The 16,565-nt window shown below is 60.5% G+C and carries 14 protein-coding genes; 7 read left to right on the top strand and 7 right to left on the bottom strand.

The genetic code is table 11. From position 1 onward, the window contains the following. The coding region (locus V2I08_RS16295; protein ID WP_300398391.1) for a hypothetical protein at positions 1 to 77 on the bottom strand (77 nt) is incomplete at its 3' end. A gap of 168 nt (positions 78 to 245) precedes the next feature. Between V2I08_RS16295 and wecB the strand changes: the two genes are divergently transcribed. The 4 genes from wecB (at position 246) to V2I08_RS16315 (ending at position 5,635) form a co-directional block, all read left to right on the top strand. Continuing rightward, on the top strand, positions 246 to 1,361 hold the full coding sequence (gene wecB, locus V2I08_RS16300; protein ID WP_349636026.1) for a non-hydrolyzing UDP-N-acetylglucosamine 2-epimerase: 1,116 nt from the start codon (positions 246 to 248) through the stop codon (positions 1,359 to 1,361). Positions 1,362 to 1,439: 78 nt separating this feature from the next. After that, on the top strand, positions 1,440 to 2,735 hold the full coding sequence (gene wecC, locus V2I08_RS16305; RefSeq protein WP_349636027.1) for a UDP-N-acetyl-D-mannosamine dehydrogenase: 1,296 nt from the start codon (positions 1,440 to 1,442) through the stop codon (positions 2,733 to 2,735). Positions 2,736 to 2,837: 102 nt separating this feature from the next. Then, positions 2,838 to 3,542, top strand: a complete 705-nt coding sequence (locus V2I08_RS16310; RefSeq protein WP_349636028.1) for a polysaccharide biosynthesis/export family protein — start codon at positions 2,838 to 2,840, stop codon at positions 3,540 to 3,542. A gap of 2 nt (positions 3,543 to 3,544) precedes the next feature. Beyond that, on the top strand, positions 3,545 to 5,635 hold the full coding sequence (locus tag V2I08_RS16315; RefSeq protein ID WP_405053660.1) for a GumC family protein: 2,091 nt from the start codon (positions 3,545 to 3,547) through the stop codon (positions 5,633 to 5,635). Between the two features lie 111 nt (positions 5,636 to 5,746). On the opposite strand, the gene purQ is transcribed toward V2I08_RS16315, so the two are convergent. After that, the gene (gene purQ / locus V2I08_RS16320) at positions 5,747 to 6,421 is read right to left on the bottom strand and encodes a phosphoribosylformylglycinamidine synthase subunit PurQ (protein ID WP_349636030.1); all 675 of its coding nucleotides are present in this window, start codon (positions 6,419 to 6,421) and stop codon (positions 5,747 to 5,749) included. Positions 6,422 to 6,424: 3 nt separating this feature from the next. Continuing rightward, the gene (gene purS, locus V2I08_RS16325) at positions 6,425 to 6,658 is read right to left on the bottom strand and encodes a phosphoribosylformylglycinamidine synthase subunit PurS (RefSeq protein WP_006959918.1); all 234 of its coding nucleotides are present in this window, start codon (positions 6,656 to 6,658) and stop codon (positions 6,425 to 6,427) included. A 153-nt stretch (positions 6,659 to 6,811) separates the two neighbouring features. On the opposite strand from purS, the gene V2I08_RS16330 reads away from it, so the two are divergent. Beyond that, complete coding sequence (locus V2I08_RS16330) at positions 6,812 to 7,564, top strand: sulfite exporter TauE/SafE family protein (protein WP_349636031.1); 753 nt, start codon at positions 6,812 to 6,814, stop codon at positions 7,562 to 7,564. Positions 7,565 to 7,663: 99 nt separating this feature from the next. Here V2I08_RS16330 and purC read toward each other — a convergent pair whose 3' ends face one another. From purC to otsB, 4 genes are all read right to left on the bottom strand, one after another. Next, on the bottom strand, positions 7,664 to 8,452 hold the full coding sequence (gene purC, locus V2I08_RS16335) for a phosphoribosylaminoimidazolesuccinocarboxamide synthase (RefSeq protein ID WP_037477075.1): 789 nt from the start codon (positions 8,450 to 8,452) through the stop codon (positions 7,664 to 7,666). A gap of 163 nt (positions 8,453 to 8,615) precedes the next feature. Then, positions 8,616 to 10,022, bottom strand: coding sequence for an alpha,alpha-trehalose-phosphate synthase (UDP-forming) (otsA, locus tag V2I08_RS16340; protein WP_349636032.1), 1,407 nt, complete (start codon positions 10,020 to 10,022; stop codon positions 8,616 to 8,618). Continuing rightward, on the bottom strand, positions 10,019 to 11,824 hold the full coding sequence (locus V2I08_RS16345) for a glycoside hydrolase family 15 protein (protein WP_349636033.1): 1,806 nt from the start codon (positions 11,822 to 11,824) through the stop codon (positions 10,019 to 10,021). The genes otsA and V2I08_RS16345 overlap by 4 nt, the downstream gene beginning before the upstream one ends. 66 nt (positions 11,825 to 11,890) lie before the next feature. Next, on the bottom strand, positions 11,891 to 12,634 hold the full coding sequence (gene otsB, locus V2I08_RS16350) for a trehalose-phosphatase (protein WP_405053659.1): 744 nt from the start codon (positions 12,632 to 12,634) through the stop codon (positions 11,891 to 11,893). Positions 12,635 to 12,815: 181 nt separating this feature from the next. On the opposite strand from otsB, the gene V2I08_RS16355 reads away from it, so the two are divergent. Together V2I08_RS16355 and parC are read left to right on the top strand one after the other, a co-directional pair. Next, positions 12,816 to 14,162, top strand: a complete 1,347-nt coding sequence (locus V2I08_RS16355) for a hypothetical protein (protein WP_349636035.1) — start codon at positions 12,816 to 12,818, stop codon at positions 14,160 to 14,162. Positions 14,163 to 14,216: 54 nt separating this feature from the next. Then, positions 14,217 to 16,505, top strand: coding sequence for a DNA topoisomerase IV subunit A (parC, locus tag V2I08_RS16360; RefSeq protein WP_349636036.1), 2,289 nt, complete (start codon positions 14,217 to 14,219; stop codon positions 16,503 to 16,505). Positions 16,506 to 16,565 lie beyond the last annotated feature (60 nt).

Consider the following 16,565-nt stretch of genomic DNA (forward strand, 5'->3'; position numbering starts at 1 on the left):
ACATCATGGCCGAAATCCGCAAAACAGGCCCCTGACACAAGGCCCACATAACCCGTGCCGATCATCGTGATTTTCATGAGATAGCCAGGCTCCACATAGAATTGGATCGATCCAACGTCGGTCTAGCATAGTCTTTCGATATTACAATTCGCCGCATTGCAGCAAGGCGGCAAGCATAGCGTTTAGCCCCTATACATCTTTATCTGTCAGGGGGGTGGCAAAGCTCATTGCGCAAGGGATGAAAGATGAAAGTCGCCATGGTGTTCGGGACCCGTCCCGAAGCGATCAAGATGTTCCCGGTCGTTCATGCGCTGCGCGGTTGCGCGGGCGTCGAGACGCGCGTCATCGTCACCGCGCAGCATCGCGGCTTGCTGGATCAGGTGCTGGCGATAGCCGGTATCGTGCCGGACATTGATCTCGACGTGATGGTGCCGAACCAGACGTTGGATGGGCTGACTGCCAAGCTGATCGTTGAACTGGGCAAGGCCTTCGACATCGAACAACCTGATCGGATCGTCGTGCATGGCGATACGCTGACGACGATGGTTGCCAGCCTTGCCGCTTATTATCGCAAAATTCCGGTGGCGCATGTCGAAGCGGGACTGCGCAGTGGCGACATATACCATCCTTGGCCAGAGGAAGTGAATCGCCGGGTGGTCGCCTGCATCGCGGACATGAATTTCGCCCCCACGCAGGCTGCCGCCGATGCGTTGTTGGCGGAAAACCGGGATGCCACCACGATATATGTCACCGGGAATACAGTGATCGACGCGCTGTTGGCCACGCGCGAACGGGTACTGGCTGACCCGTCACTGGCAAATGGGCTGGATGAATTGGCTGCGCGCTTTGCGGGAAAGCGGATCATCGCCGTCACCAGCCACAGGCGCGAGAATTTCGGCGGCGGGATGGAGGCGATCGCCCGGTCGATCGCGGATATTGCGGCCAGGCCGGATGTCGCGGTGATCTTCCCGGTCCACCCCAACCCGCATGTCCGCCCGGTCATGGATGCGGTGCTGGGCGACCTGCCAAATGTCGCCATGATCGAGCCACTCGACTATCCGCATTTCGTGCGTTTGCTCGATATGTGCTACCTCGTGCTGACGGACAGCGGTGGCGTGCAGGAGGAAGCGCCTTCACTGGGCAAGCCGGTGCTCGTCATGCGGGAAACCACAGAGCGGCCGGAGGGGGTGGATGCCGGAACGGCAAAGCTCGTCGGCGCGGATCGGGACCGCATTGTTCAGCAAGTGCTGGCGCTGCTGGACGATCAACAGGCCTATGATGCCATGGCGCGAGCCCATAACCCGTTTGGCGATGGCAAGGCAGCCGAGCGAATTGCCCAGGTCATAGCAGGCACCAAATAGCGCCTATCATTACCGAAATCTTCAGTATTTCCGGGCAGAAGGTCGGCCAATATCTTGCCGTAAAAGGATTGCCGCTCCATGCCCGTCGACACCAAGCAAAAGGTTTCCGTTATCGGTCTTGGGTATATCGGCCTGCCAACCGCCGCGCTGATTGCGCGCGGAGGATGCCAGGTGGTCGGTGTGGATGTGTCTGCCCATGTGGTGGAGACAGTCAATTCGGGCCGCGTGCATATCGAGGAAGTCGATCTTGACGGGCTGGTGCAGGGTGTCGTGGCGCGCGGCAATCTACGCGCTTCGCTGACCGTTGAGGAAAGCGATGTTTTCATCATCGCGGTGCCGACCCCGGTATCGGAGGATCATGCACCCGACATCAGCTATGTCCTGCAAGCCGCCCGCACCATCGCGCCCGTGTTGAAGCTAGGGGACTCTGTTATTCTGGAGTCCACATCCCCGGTCGGAACGACGGAGGCGATGCGCGACGTAATCGGCACCATGCGCCCCGATCTGAAAATGCCTGGCACTGGTGTTCAGGGCGATATCGCCATTGCCTATTGTCCTGAGCGGGTTCTGCCCGGCCGCATACTGGTCGAACTGATTGATAATGACCGCTGCATCGGCGGCATCACCCCGCGCTGCGCGCGCAAAGCGCTGGGCTTTTATCGGCAATTTGTGCGCGGCGCGTGCATTACGACGACGGCGCGCGCGGCGGAAATGGTGAAGCTTGTCGAAAACAGCTTTCGTGACGTCAATATCGCCTTCGCCAATGAATTGTCGGTGATCGCTGAAAATATGGACATTGATGTCTGGGAAGTCATTCGTCTCGCCAATCGCCACCCGCGCGTCAATATCCTGTCGCCCGGTCCCGGCGTAGGGGGCCATTGCATCGCCGTTGACCCTTGGTTCATCGTCCATGGCGACCCGGACAATGCGCGGATCATCCGCACCGCACGCGAAGTCAATGACAGCAAGACCGATCATGTGGTGGCCAAGGCATCGGATATGATTGATGCTTTTGCGCATGAAAATGTCGCCTGCCTCGGCCTCGCATTCAAAGCCAATATCGACGATTTCCGCGAAAGCCCGGCCGTCAAGGTCGCAGCACGGCTCGCGCGTCGCTATGGTCGTCGCATCAAGCTGGTCGAACCCTATGCCCAGGCATTGCCGATGGAGTTCGCCGGAACCGGCGCTGAATTGATGGATCTCGATACGGCCCTGGAACAATGCGGCATATTCATCATTCTTGTCGATCATGACATGTTCAAATCGGTTCCCGTGGACGAACGCGCCGACAAGGCGGTGTATGACACGCGCGGCATGTGGCCCGATCAGCCGCGCCGGATCGCTGACCCTGTGCCGGGCCGTCTCGCGCTCTGAGCATCGGGGTGGACTTTCGATCCGTCCCGCCTTTGGTTGCCATGTCCCTGTTGCCTCGTTAACCCCCGGTTTCAATTGGGGCAGGGCGGGATGGAAGCGCGGATGAAGCGCCACGACAGCATTATACGCGCGATCATGACGCTGACAGCCTGTGGTCTGCTCGGTGCATGCGCGACCGTGGAGGATGCGCCGCGCGGGGATGCGGCCTATGCGCTCGTGCCACCTGCGCCTGCGGTCGGCATGGATCATCGCATTGCGCCGGACGATGTGCTGCGCATTCAGGTCTATCATGAGCCGGGCCTGTCGCTGGAGGATGCCCAGGTAAACGCCAGCGGCATGGTGCGAATGCCGCTCATCGGCGATGTGCCGGTGGCCGGTCTTTCTGCCGGGGAAGCCGCCGATGTCATCGCCGGACGGTTGGGTGAGCGATATCTGGTATCGCCGCAGGTCACATTGTTCGTGAAGAAGGCCGTCGGCCGTCGCGTTACGCTGGATGGAGAAGTGCGCGAACCGGGGCTCTACCCTGTCGAGGGGCGGTTGACGTTGAGCCAGGCCGTCGCGCTGGGCAAGGGGCCGAGCCGACTCGCCAACCTGTCGCAAGTGGTCGTCGTGCGGCAGGTCGAAGGCCAGCGGCTTGCTGCCATGTTTGATTTGGGTGCGATCCGCAAGGGCGAAGCGCCCGATCCAGAAATTCTGCCCGGCGACAATGTCATCATAGGGCTGTCGCGGGCAAAGGCGATTATCGGCGGCGGCCTCATCGCGCTTCCTGCGTTGGCGACCGGCTTCATCGCGCTGGATGGCAATTGATGATGACGCCGATATTGAGCGAACGCGATCTCGACGCGGCACCGGGGCAGGGCTGGGCAACGCGCCTCACGGCGCGGGCGCGAAGGGGATGGCTGGTGCTACGACGCCATCGCGTGATCCTGTTCGTCACCATGGCGTTGTGTCTGCTGGCAGGCGTCATCTTCATCCTGATATCGACCCCGGATTACCGTGCGACCGCTTCGGTCGAGGTGGACGATATACCCGCCGGTGCGGCTGGAGCAGTCAGCACGCCGCGTGCCGGCTCGAACAATATTGAAGCGTTGATGCAGACCCAGTTGGAAGTGTTGCGTAGCCGCGCGCTTGCAGAAGCTGTGGCAAAGGATCTGGCGCTCGTCGGAACGCCAACCTTCCTGCGCACCATGGGAGCAAAGCGCGCAACGGGCGTTGCGGGCCGTGGGAACCAGCGTCAGGTCGAATTGGACAGGGTTGTGGCTCTGTTGCGCGATAATTTGGAAGTGGATTTGCCGGGCAAGTCGCGCGTGTTGCGGATCAGCTTCGTCAGCCCCGATCCCGGTCTGTCCGCGCGCGTTGCCAACAGCTATGCGGACAGCCTGATCCGCGCGGACCTCAAGCGGGGTTTCGAATCCGGTGTTCAGGCTCGGCGTTTTCTATTGGGTGAACTTGACGGTGCCCGCCGTGATCTGGCGCGGGCGGAGCGCGAACTTGCGGTTTATGCAAGTCGGGAGGGAACGGAAACAGGCGCCGACGCGCTGCCGTCAGACGGCTCGATCGCCACCCGACTGGCGCAGCTTAACGCATTTCGCGCCCAAGCGCTGGCCGATCGCATCGCAGCGCAAAAAGCGTGGGAAAGTGCGCGGCGCGCCAGTGCCGAGACCTTGCCCGAAGTACTCGACAATGGTGCGATGCAGACATTGATGACAGAGCGTGCGCAAGCCCGCGCCGCGCTGATGGAGCAGCGGCAGTTTCGTAAGGACGCCCACCCTGAAATGCGGGAGGCGCGCGCCCGTCTGGCGGCGCTCGACGATCAGGCACAGGACATGGCGAATAGCATCCGTGCGTCGCTTAAAGAACGCTATGATGTCGCGGTCCACGGCGAAACCCAGCTTGCGGCGGAAATCGCCAATCTCGAACGACAGGCGCAGACGGCGCAGGGGCGCGACGTGCAATTGGGCATTTATAAGCGTTCCGTCGATACCTATCGGATGCTGCATGACAGCCTGCTCCAGCGTTATCGCGATATGGCGTCTCAGGCAGGCTTTCAGGCCGGACGCATCCAGCCGCTTGATCGCGCCGCCGTTCCGACCAAACCCTTTTCGCCGCGCATTGGCCTGACATTGCTGCTGGCCTCCATTGGCGGCGTGTTGCTGGGACTGTTGCTGGTCGCCGCGCGGCACATATTCGATGACGCCGTCACCTCCGCTGATACGCTGGCCGAGCGGGTGGGATTGCCTCTGCTGGGGGCCGTTCCCGTCACGGGTGACAATCCCCAGCCACCTGAAATTTTTGCGCCGATCGCTGCCTCACTCCTGCTGGCATCGGCGGCCGGATTGCCGCGCTCCATCCTGGTCACCAGCGCGCAGGAGGGGGAGGGCAAGTCGCTCACGCTTCACGCATTGGCGCTGGCTTTGGGACGGATGGGCAAGCGCGTGCTGGTGATTGATGGCGACATGCGTCGTCCAGTGCAGCATAGCCTGTTCCGTAAGGTGCCAACACGCGGTATCAGCGAGGTACTGACCGGACAGACCAGCGCCGCAGAAGCAATCATGGATAGTGGCGTGCCGGGCGTATTTCTCCTGCCCTGTGGCGCGGTGCCACCCAATCCCGCCGAATTGCTGGCGACATCGGCGCTTGATTCGCTGCTCGATGCTGTGCGCAATGACTATGACACGGTGCTGATCGACGCTCCCCCGATCCTGGGCCTGGGTGACACGCCGCTGCTGGCTGCACGGGTGCAGACGAGTTTGCTCGTGGTCGAATGGGGTCGCAATCATCATGGCGGCCTGCGCGCGGCGGTCGAACAGCTAAGGCAGGCGGGCGGCACGCTGATCGGCGCGATCCTGACCAAGCAGCAGGGTCGCATGATGGAATATGATTATCACCGGGGCGGGTAGCATTCTCCCACATCCGTTCGGCTGAGCTTGTCGAAGGCCCTTACTGCTCAATAAAAAAGCGCCGTCCCGATGGGAGGCGCTTTTTCTTTATCCTTCAGTGTGACGAAGAGGTCAGGCCCGCGCCATCAACCCTTCGACCAGCCCCTCGAACAGCCGTTTGCCGTCGGTCGCACCATGGGCAGGTTCGATGACCCGTTCTGGATGCGGCATCATACCCAGCACATTGCCCTTGTCGTTCAATATGCCAGCGATGTTCCGGGCAGAGCCGTTGACGGCTTCGGCATAACGCAGCGCAACCCGACCTTCGCCTTCCAGTCGATCGAGCGTCGCCTCATCCGCGAAATAATTGCCGTCATGATGAGCAACCGGATAGCTGATGCGCTCGCCCGCTTCATAGCGGCTGGTGAAAGCGCTCTGCGCATTCTCCACCGTCAAGGCGACGTCGCGGCAGACGAAATGCCCACCGGCATTGCGCAACAGCGCGCCGGGCAGCAAACCGCTTTCGGTCAGCACCTGAAACCCGTTGCAGATGCCCAGCACGAACGCGCCGCGATCAGCCGCCTGCGCGACTGCCTGCATGACCGGCGAGCGCGCTGCCATCGCGCCGGAGCGCAGATAGTCGCCATAGGAAAAACCGCCCGGTACGCCGATCAGGTCGATATCGTCGGGCAATTCCGTATCCCGATGCCATACCATGACCGGCTTGGCACCCGTTGCCGCCTCGAACGCCACCGCCAGGTCGCGGTCGCAATTGCTGCCGGGAAAGACGATGACCGCGCTCTTCATGGCTCAGGCGACCTTTTCGATGCGGTAATTTTCGATCACCGTATTGGCCAGCAGCTTGCGGCACATGGCGTCGATATCTTCGTCGCTGGTGCCATCGGCCAGGTCGAGTTCGATCAGCTTGCCCGCGCGCACGTCATTGACGCCGTCGAACCCCAGCCCTTCGAGCGCATGATGGATCGCGCGGCCCTGCGGATCGAGGACACCGCCCTTGAGCGTGACGAAGATACGGGCTTTCATGAAGGGCGAACTCCTTAGGATCGACTTTGCGGTCCCCTAGTCCCGGTACGGCGGTGAGGCAAGCCATTATCCCTGGTTGATCGTGCGCGCTATCCCCGACAACGGCAGCAAAAGCCGTTTTGCAAGATGCGCGAATTTGCGTAAGCGGCGGGGATGAATCCTGATTATCTTTACTATGGCTGTGCGATTGTCGCCGTCTTTGTGGCGGGCCTAGCCAAGGGCGGCTTCGCCGGGGTCGGAGCATTGGCCATGCCGATCATGGCGCTGGGCGTCGACCCGGTGAGCGGTGCGGCGATCCTGCTACCCATATTGATTCTGCAGGATGCGGTCGGCGTCTGGGTCTATCGGCGTAGCTGGGACGGAGGGATATTGAAGGTGATGCTGCCTGGGGCAGCGATCGGCATTGGATTGGGCTGGCTTTTCGCGGTCCAAGTGTCGGAAAAAGCCGTGCTGGGCGTCCTTGGCGTCATATCCCTGATCTTCGGGTTGCAACGGCTGTGGGCGGAGCGCGGCAAAGCGGTAGTGCTGCCATCAAATTCGCCGGGATGGGTTGGCCTTCTATTTGGTGTCGCCAGTGGCTTCACCAGCCAGATCGCGCATGCCGGATCGCCACCGTTCCAGATGTGGGTGCTGCCCAAGCGATTGCCGCGCGATATGCTGGTCGGGACCACCGCCCTGGCCTTCGCTGCTATGAACTGGATGAAGATGCCCGCCTATGCCGCGCTAGGGCAATTCACCCGCGCGAACCTGATGGCGACGGCGTTCCTCGTGCCCGTCGCGGTCGTCTCGACGCTGGCCGGGGTGGCATTGGTGCGGCGGGTCGATCCGGCGCGCTTCTATACGCTCATCTATGGATTAATGGTCTTGCTGGGCATCAAGCTGGTGGCCGACGCCCTGATGGCCTGACCACCTATCCGTTCGTTTCGAGCGAAGTCGAGAAACGTCGGCGCAACGCTTCCCGCTTCCCGACTATGCTCGTAGCGAACGTCGGAAGAAGGCTGAAGCTCAGCCTTCTTCCTTCTCGCGCTTCTTGCGATGGGTGTCGAGGTCGAGGACGGTGGTGTCCAGTCCTTCGGGCAGCAGGCCCAGGCGACGCGCCACTTCCTGATAGGCTTCGACTTCGCCGCCCAGATCGCGGCGGAAGCGATCCTTGTCCAGCTTCTCGTTGGTGACCATATCCCACAAACGACAACCATCGGGGCTGATCTCGTCGGCCAGGATGACGCGGCTATAATCGCCGTCATACAAGCGACCGAACTCCAGCTTGAAGTCCACCAGGCGGATGCCGATGCCCGCGAACAGCCCGCACATGAAGTCGTTGATGCGGATCGCCATGTCGGCAATGTCGTGCATCTCTTCCTGCGTCGCCCAGCCAAAGCAGGCGATATGCTCTTCGGAAATCAGCGGGTCGCCCAGCGCATCATCCTTGTAGCAATATTCGATCAGCGTGCGCGGCAGTTGCGTGCCTTCCTCAATCCCCAACTTCTTGCTGAGCGAACCGGCGGCGACATTGCGCACGACGACTTCGATCGGCACGATTTCGACCTGGCGCACCAATTGCTCACGCATGTTGAGGCGGCGAATAAAGTGGGTCGGCACACCGATCTGGCCGAGCAGCGTGAAAATATGTTCGGAAATCCGGTTGTTCAGCACGCCCTTGCCGGAAATCGTGCCCTTCTTCTGGGCATTGAAGGCGGTGGCGTCATCCTTGAAATATTGGATGATCGTGCCGGGTTCCGGGCCTTCATAAAGGATCTTTGCCTTGCCTTCGTAAATCTGGCGGCGACGGGCCATGCGCGTTCCTGTCTGGTCAAAAATACTGCGCCCCGACAATCGCGAATCGATAAGGATCAGCGGGTGCCGGGGCTGCTTGGACCCCGCCCATAGAGCAAAGCACACGAACGCGCAATTAGGCGGCGTCAACGGCTTGGAGCGCAGGCCTTGCGGAAAGGGGCGTTCAGCCCCCGACCGGCTCCGGGCCGACGCGCGCCGTATTTCGATCGACCGCCATCAATCGCTCGGTGAAGGACTGGCGCCACCAACTGATATCCTGCTGCTCCACACTGTCCATCATCGCCCGCCAGCGCCGTTTGCGCTCGTCCAGCGGCATGGCGAGCGCCCGATTGATCGCGTCGGACATTTCTTCCGGGCTATAGGGGTTGATGAGCAGCGCGTCCTTGAGCTGCAACGCCGCGCCCGCAAAGCGCGAGAGGATCAGCACGCCCGGATCTTCCGGGTCCTGAGCCGCGACATATTCCTTGGCAACCAGGTTCATGCCATCGCGCAGCGGCGTCACCAGCCCGATCTTCGCGGCGCGATAGATGCCGGCCAGCTTGTCGCGGGGATAGCCCTGGTTGACGTAACGGATCGGCGTCCAGTCCACATCGCTATATTCGCCGTTCAGCCGCCCGGCGAGCGAATCGAGGGTGGCGCGAATCTGCTGGTAACTCTCCACGTCGCCGCGCGAAGGCGGCGCGATCTGGGTCAGCAGCACCTTGCGATGATGTTCGGGATGGTCCTTGAGGAAGCGGGCATAGCCGTTAAAACGCTCTTCCAACCCCTTGCTATAGTCCAGCCGATCGACGCCGACGATCATGGCGCGATCCTGCAACGACGCGCGCAGGCGATCGCCCATGTCGCGTGCGGCTTTGCTGTCGGCGGCTTCGGCAAATTCCTTGGCATTGATCCCGATCGGGCAAGCCACCGCCTGGATGGTACGATCGCCCACGGTGACGAAATCGCCCTCGACCCGGCCGCCCATTTCCTTCTCGACATAATGGCGGAAGGATTCGAGCCATTCCTCGGTATGGAAACCCACCACATCATAAGCGAACAGACTGGATACCAATTTGCTGTGATGCGGCAGGGATACGAGCAGGCGCGTCGGCGGCCAGGGAATGTGGAGAAAGAACCCCATCCGGTTGCGATGACCGCGATCACGCAGCATCTGCCCCAGCGGGATCATATGATAATCATGCACCCAGATGATGTCTTCGGGCTCGATCAGCGGCGCAGCGGTATCGGCAAACCGCTGATTGACGCGGTTATAGCCGCCTTCGAAATCGCGGGCATATTCGGCCAGGTCGATGCGGAAATGAAAGAGCGGCCACAGCGTCTTGTTTGCATAGCCGTTATAATATTCGTCGATATCCTGTTCTTCCAGGTCGATCGTCGCGGTCTTGACCCCGTCATCCTCGGCGAACCCGATATGCCCCGTGAAATGATCGGTCACTTCCCCCGACCAGCCGATCCAGGTGCCCCGGCTCTCGCGCAACGCCTCGGCGAGCGCGACCGCGAGGCCACCCTGATTACCGGCCTTGGACGGGCGCGACACGCGATTGGAAATGACTATCAGGCGGCTCATCGCATCATGCTCCACGGTTTGCTCAGCAGGACGGCGCAGTTGATAATGCCGACCAACGAGTAGGTCTGGGGATAGTTTCCCCATAATTCCCCGGTCACAGGGTCGATATCCTCCGACAGCAGCCCGGCGGCGGTGCGTCGGGTCAACATCTCCTCGAACAGGGTACGGGCTTCCTCCTGTCGTCCACTGCGATGCAGTGCTTCGATCAACCAGAAGGTGCAGACATTGAACGCCGTGACCGGCTCCCCGAAATCATCCGGGGCGCTATACCGCAGCATATTGTTGCCCCGGCGCAGGTCCGCCTCCAGCGCGGCAAGCGTACCTTGGAACATCGGATCGTCCGCTGTCAGGAACCGCAGGTCCAGCAATTGCAAGAGCGAAGCGTCGCGCGAATCATCCTCGAAATTGGCGGAGATGGCGTTGCTTTCGCTGCGCCATGCGGCTTCGAGAATATGGGCTTTCATCGTCTCGGCGCGATTTTGCCAAAGGCCCGCGCGTTCCGACAGGCCAAGCGCGGTGGCGGCATGGGCCAGCCGGTCACATGCCGCCCAGCACATCACGGCGCTATAGCTGTGGACATGCGCGCGCGTGCGCAGCTCCCATAAGCCAGCGTCGGGCTTGTCATAGACCGCCCAGGCGCGTTCACCCACTGCTTCAAGCGCCTCGAAATCGGCGTGGCCCGCCATGCGGAGCAGCCGCTGGTCGATGAAACCCTGGACGGAGGACAGCACGATCTGGCCATAGGCGTCATGCTGAACCTGTTCATAGGCCGCATTGCCAACGCGCACCGGCCCCATGCCGCGATAGCCGGGCAGGCTCTCGGCCTCCCACTCGGTCAATGTCGCATTGCCGCGCACGTCATAGAGCGGCTGGATATGCCCGCCCTTCGCGTCATCGACGATGTTACGCAGATAGACGAGATAGCTTTCCAGCACATCAAGCGCGCCGAGCCGGTTCAGCGCCTCGACCGTGTAATAGGCGTCGCGCACCCAGCAATAACGATAGTCCCAGTTCCGGCCGCTATCGGCATGTTCCGGGATGGAGGTGGTCAGCGCGGCGACGATCGCGCCGGTTTCCTCATGCTGGCACAGTTTGAGTGTAATCGCCGAACGAATGACCGCCTCCTGCCATTCGGGCGGGATAGCGAGGCCACGGACCCACAGCCGCCATTCCTCGATCGTGTCTTCCAGCATCCGCTCGATCGCTGGGCGCAGCGCGTCGGAAAATCCCTCATCCGGTCCCATGAAGAAATGCATGTCCTGCTCAAGCCGGAACCAGCTTTCCTGCGCGATCAGCCCGATGGGGGCGTTGGTCGAAACCCGCATCGCCATATAGGACAGGACCATGCGGATATGGTTGGAGCCGTAATTGATCGGCACGGGTTCGGCGTTCCAGTTCGTGGTCGGACGCAGGCGCACGCGAATGCGCGGACTGCCCGCAACCGGACGAACGATGCGAATGAACGCCACCGGGCGATACATCCGCCCCTTATGCTTATGGCGCGGGCAGAAATCGAAAATCTCGATCGCATTGCCCTGCGCGTCGGCTTGACGGGTGACGAGTATAGGGGTGTTGCGCAGATAGGACTGTTCGACCGAAACGCAATCTTCCAGTTCGATCGCCCAAAAGCCGCGTGCTTGCGGATCGTCCCAATCCTTGTCGTCCAGCAGCGCGGAAAAGACCGGATCGCCATCGACGCGGGGGACGCAGCCCCAGACCATCCGGCCCTTCCGGTCGATCAGGGCAGACGCCTGACAATTGCCGATCGGCCAGAGATCGAGCGAACGCGCCGCTCCGGCCATGAATGGGTCGCTGGAATTTAGGATCGGTCTGCCCCTTTGCTGTCTGGTCGCACGGGACAGGCCCGATCAATCAGACCGGGCAGCCCCCTCGGCGAGATAATGCCTGACATCGGCAACCTGTTCCAGCGAGAAGGCGGCTAATGTTGATCGGGGCGGGCCGACCAGAATGCCCGCGCCACCATGATCGATGGCGGCGGCAAAGCCTTCCTCGTCAGTCACGTCATCGCCAATAAATACAGGCTTGCCACCTGCCATCGGAGATTGTCGCATCAATGCGGCGACGGCGCTGCCCTTGTCCGCGCCGCCCGGACGCAGTTCGAACAGCATCTTGCCGCGCTGAACGGCCAGGCCATGCTCTGCTGCAAGCGCATCGGCCAGTTCGCTGGCTGCCTTCTGGCGGTCGGGCGCGCCACGAAAATGCAAGCCGACGCTGATCGACTTGCGCTCCACCAGGACGCCGGGCTTGTCTTCGGCGAAACTATGGAACGCCTCCTCCACCGCGTCGATGGCTGCCAGGCGTGGTGGAGCTTCGGCCGCTTCACCGGGACGGGCAAATTCAAGCCCGTGCGTACCGGCCAACAGGAAGTCGCGAAATCCCAATTCCCTAAGCGTTTCGATCGAACGGCCGCTGACGATCGCCAGTCGGCCATCCAGTTTCGCACGCAGGCGGTCCAGCAAGGGGAGAAGATCGTCCCCCAGCACCACGCCGTCCGGCGTGTCCGCAATGGGTGCCAGCGTCCCATCGAAATCGAGAAATAGCGCGGCACCGGACAGCAGCGATAGCGGCGGCGGAGGAAGTTTGATGGTCAACACCGGCGCAAAATGGCGCTTATCGCCAAAACCGCAAGCCTTGTTTTATGCAAAATGCGGGATTTCGGTCGCCCCCTGAGGAAAGCCTCCTGCTCACGCGAAAGGCAATAATAATTGTAAAACGGGTCAAAGTCTGAAATTATCTTGATCCAGGTAAAGAATGAAATGACGTTGGAGCCTCATGATCGTCGATAAAACTGACAGAACGACAAATATCGGGGGTGATGCCGTTCAACCCAAGCTGGTGCTGCATGCAGGCCCCGGTAAAACAGGAACGAGCGCCATCCAAAAGTGGCTGACAGATAGCAAAGATCTTTTGAAAAATGACGGATATGATTATCCTGAACCGTCAGTGCCGGGAACATTTTCTGGCAATGCCAGTGAACTAATTCAAATTTTGCTGGCACCCCCTGATGTGTCTGATGTCGATATGGCACCGGAACTGGACAAGATATTGGCGTCCTATCGCAATGATCTGGCCCAAAGCCATTGCAGCACGCTGATCCTGTCCAACGAACTATTCTCATCGGTCAACAGAAACAGGCTTCACCTGTTAAAAGAACGGATTGCGCCATTATTTGCACTCGACGTCATTCTTGTCGTTCGTGAGCCTTATGGATGGCTGTGGTCTGCATGGGGGCAATGCGTCAAACGATTGGGAGAGGCTGATCCGTTCATTCCATTTCTGGAACGCGCCGTTGGTTTCTACGAACAAGCCTATGCGACAGTGCTGGATATATTCGATCCGGTAACACTCATTCCCTATAGTCGCGACGCCTTGCTGTTCGACATGGCAAAGGCAATGGGTCTTGATCCCGTTCTTTACCAGACGGAAGCGGCCTCGGTACAAACTATCAATCGGTCGATGACCGCCGATGAGCTTGAAATTCTGCGCCGCATTAACAGGATTAATGGGAATCCCAGCATCAGCCAACGAATTTCGGACTATTTGATCGAGCAATCTCCTGATGCGGTAACCGGAATGGTGATTGATCCAGGCGCTATGGCGTTGATACAAAAGTGTTGCGGGCCCGTTTTGACGCGATTGAGGAAATCCATACCGAATCTCGATATGCCACGTACGGGCACTATATCTGATGAGAACGAGAGGCCGATTGTAATCGGACTAGATGCGATGGAATATATTGCCACGGTCATTCAATCCGATGACAGTGTGCGCCATCATTTGGTTCGATTGCATCAAATGTTGTCTTCGGAAATTCCGCAATCAAACTATGATGATCTCATTCCTCCCGATTTTGACCCAGTTATTTATTTGCTTCTCAATCAAGACGTGCTTAACGCAGGTGTCGATCCAACGGAGCATTTCATATCATATGGCAAAGCCCATGGTCGCCCTTATAAGCGGCCGCGCCGCGCTGAGGCACCGTCACATCTGTCTGATAACGGGCCGGACATCATGCCGGAAGTGACCGAAAATCCGCCAGCCTTTGGCGGGGAGCGCGTTATTGCGCTGCCGGAGCGGTGGAACGAGGTCATGCAACATTTTGCGCGACGCCGATCGTAACGCGAACAGCAATCCCCGTTTGCCAAGCGGCGCAGCCCTGCTATTCCCGCCGCGATGACCGATTTTCGTGATCCCTTCGACAGTATCAAGGACCATCCGTTCGACGCGGCGCTGTCGCAGCGTTATCTGGTCTATGCGCTGTCCACGATCACCGCCCGATCGCTGCCCGATCTGCGCGATGGGTTGAAGCCGGTCCATCGTCGGCTGCTCTGGGCGATGCGGTTGCTGAAGATGGAGCCGGGCGGCGCATCGCCCGATGTGCTGGTCGCCAATCCGGCGCGCAATACGACCAGTTACAAGAAATGCGCCCGCGTCGTCGGCGACGTCATCGGCAAATATCACCCGCATGGCGACTCGTCGGTCTATGACGCCATGGTGCGGCTGGCGCAGGATTTTTCGCTGCGCATGCCGCTGGTCGATGGGCAGGGCAATTTCGGCAATATCGACGGCGATAATGCCGCCGCCATGCGCTATACCGAAGCGCGCCTGACCCAGGCCGCCGCCGATCTGATGGCGGGTCTGGACGAAGGCACGGTCGATTATCGCGCCACTTATAATGGCGAGGATGAAGAGCCGGAGGTTTTCCCCGGCCTCTTCCCCAATCTTCTCGCCAATGGCGCGAGCGGCATTGCGGTCGGCATGGCGACCAGTATTCCGCCGCATAATGTCGCTGAACTGATCGGCGCTGCCAATCTGCTGATCGACAATCCCGATACCGATCATGCGACATTGATGCAGGTCGTCACCGGACCGGACTTCCCGACCGGCGGTGTGCTGGTCGATAATAGCGCGATGATTTCGGAAGCCTATGCCACGGGACGCGGCGGTTTCCGCACGCGGGCGCGCTGGCATAAGGAAGAGGGCGGGCGCGGCACCTGGGTCGTGATCGTCACCGAAATTCCCTATCAGGTGCAGAAATCCAAGCTGATCGAGCAGATCGCTACCTTGATCAACGATCGCAAACTGCCGATCCTGGCCGACGTGCGCGACGAGAGCGACACGGAAATCCGCATCGTCATCGAACCGCGCGCCCGCACGGTCGACCCGCAGATGTTGATGGACAGCCTGTTCCGCCTGACCGACCTGGAAAATCGCTTCCCGCTCAATCTCAACGTGCTGGACGCGAGCCATACGCCGCGCGTCATGGGGCTGAAAGCGGTGCTGGTCGAATGGCTCAAGCATCAGATAGAGGTGCTGGTCCGGCGCGCCCAGCATCGACTGGAAAAGATCGCCGCTCGGCTCGACCTGCTCGACGGTTATATCATCGCCTATCTCAACCTCGACCGGGTGATCGCGATCATCCGCACGGAGGATGAGCCGAAGCCCGTGATGATCGCGGAGTTCGCGCTCAACGACCGGCAGGCCGAAGCCATCCTCAACATGCGGCTGCGCAGTTTGCGCAAGCTGGAGGAAATGGAGCTGCGGCGCGAACATGCCGATCTGGTCAAGGAAAAGGACGAGCTGGAGAAACTGGTCGGCGACACGGGGCTTCAGCGCAAGCGCCTGAAGCGCGACCTGGCGGCGCTGCGCAAACGCTATGGGCCGGAAACCGATCTGGGCCGCCGCCGCACGCTGGTCGAAGAAGCGGCGCCGGCCCGCGAAATTCCGCTCGAAGCGATGATCGAACGCGAGCCGATCACGGTCATCCTGTCCGAGCGCGGCTGGATTCGCGCCATGAGTGGCCATCGCGATCTGGCGGCGGCCGATACGCTCAAGTTCAAGGAAGGCGACGGCCCGCATCATGCGTTCCACGCCTATACGACCGACAAGTTGCTGCTGGCGACTAGCACCGGCCGCATCTACACGCTGGGGTCCGACAAGTTGCCGGGTGGCCGTGGTTTCGGCGATCCGGTGCGCTCTCTTGTCGATATGGATAATGAAGGCACCATCGTCGCCTTCATGCCCGCCCGGACCAGCAAGGAATTGTTGCTCGCCTCTTCCGATGGGCGCGGCTTCATCGCGGCGGTCAGCGACATCATCGCCGAAACGCGCAAGGGCAAGCAGGTCGTGAATATTCGCGGAGACGCGAAACTGGCGGTGGTCCACCCCATTGCTCCGCAAGCGGACAGCGTTGCGGTCATAGGTGAGAACCGCAAATTGCTGGTCTTCGCGCTGGACGAGATGCCTAAAATGGCGCGGGGGCAGGGTGTGCAGATGCAACGCTATCGCGATGGTGGCCTGTCCGATGTCATCGCCTTCCGCCTGGCCGATGGGTTGAGTTGGACGATGGGCGGCGAAAGTGGCCGCACGCGCACCGAATCGGACATGACGCCCTGGAAAGTGGCGCGAGGCGCGGCCGGACGAATGCCGCCGACCGGGTTTCCCCGCGACAATCGCTTTTAATGTCTGATTTTTACAAAGAGTACTCGGACGTTTCCTGAAAATTTACGGGTTGCCGATATC

Source organism: Sphingobium sp. MK2 (assembly GCF_040170545.1).
Classification (GTDB): Bacteria; Pseudomonadota; Alphaproteobacteria; order Sphingomonadales; family Sphingomonadaceae; genus Sphingobium.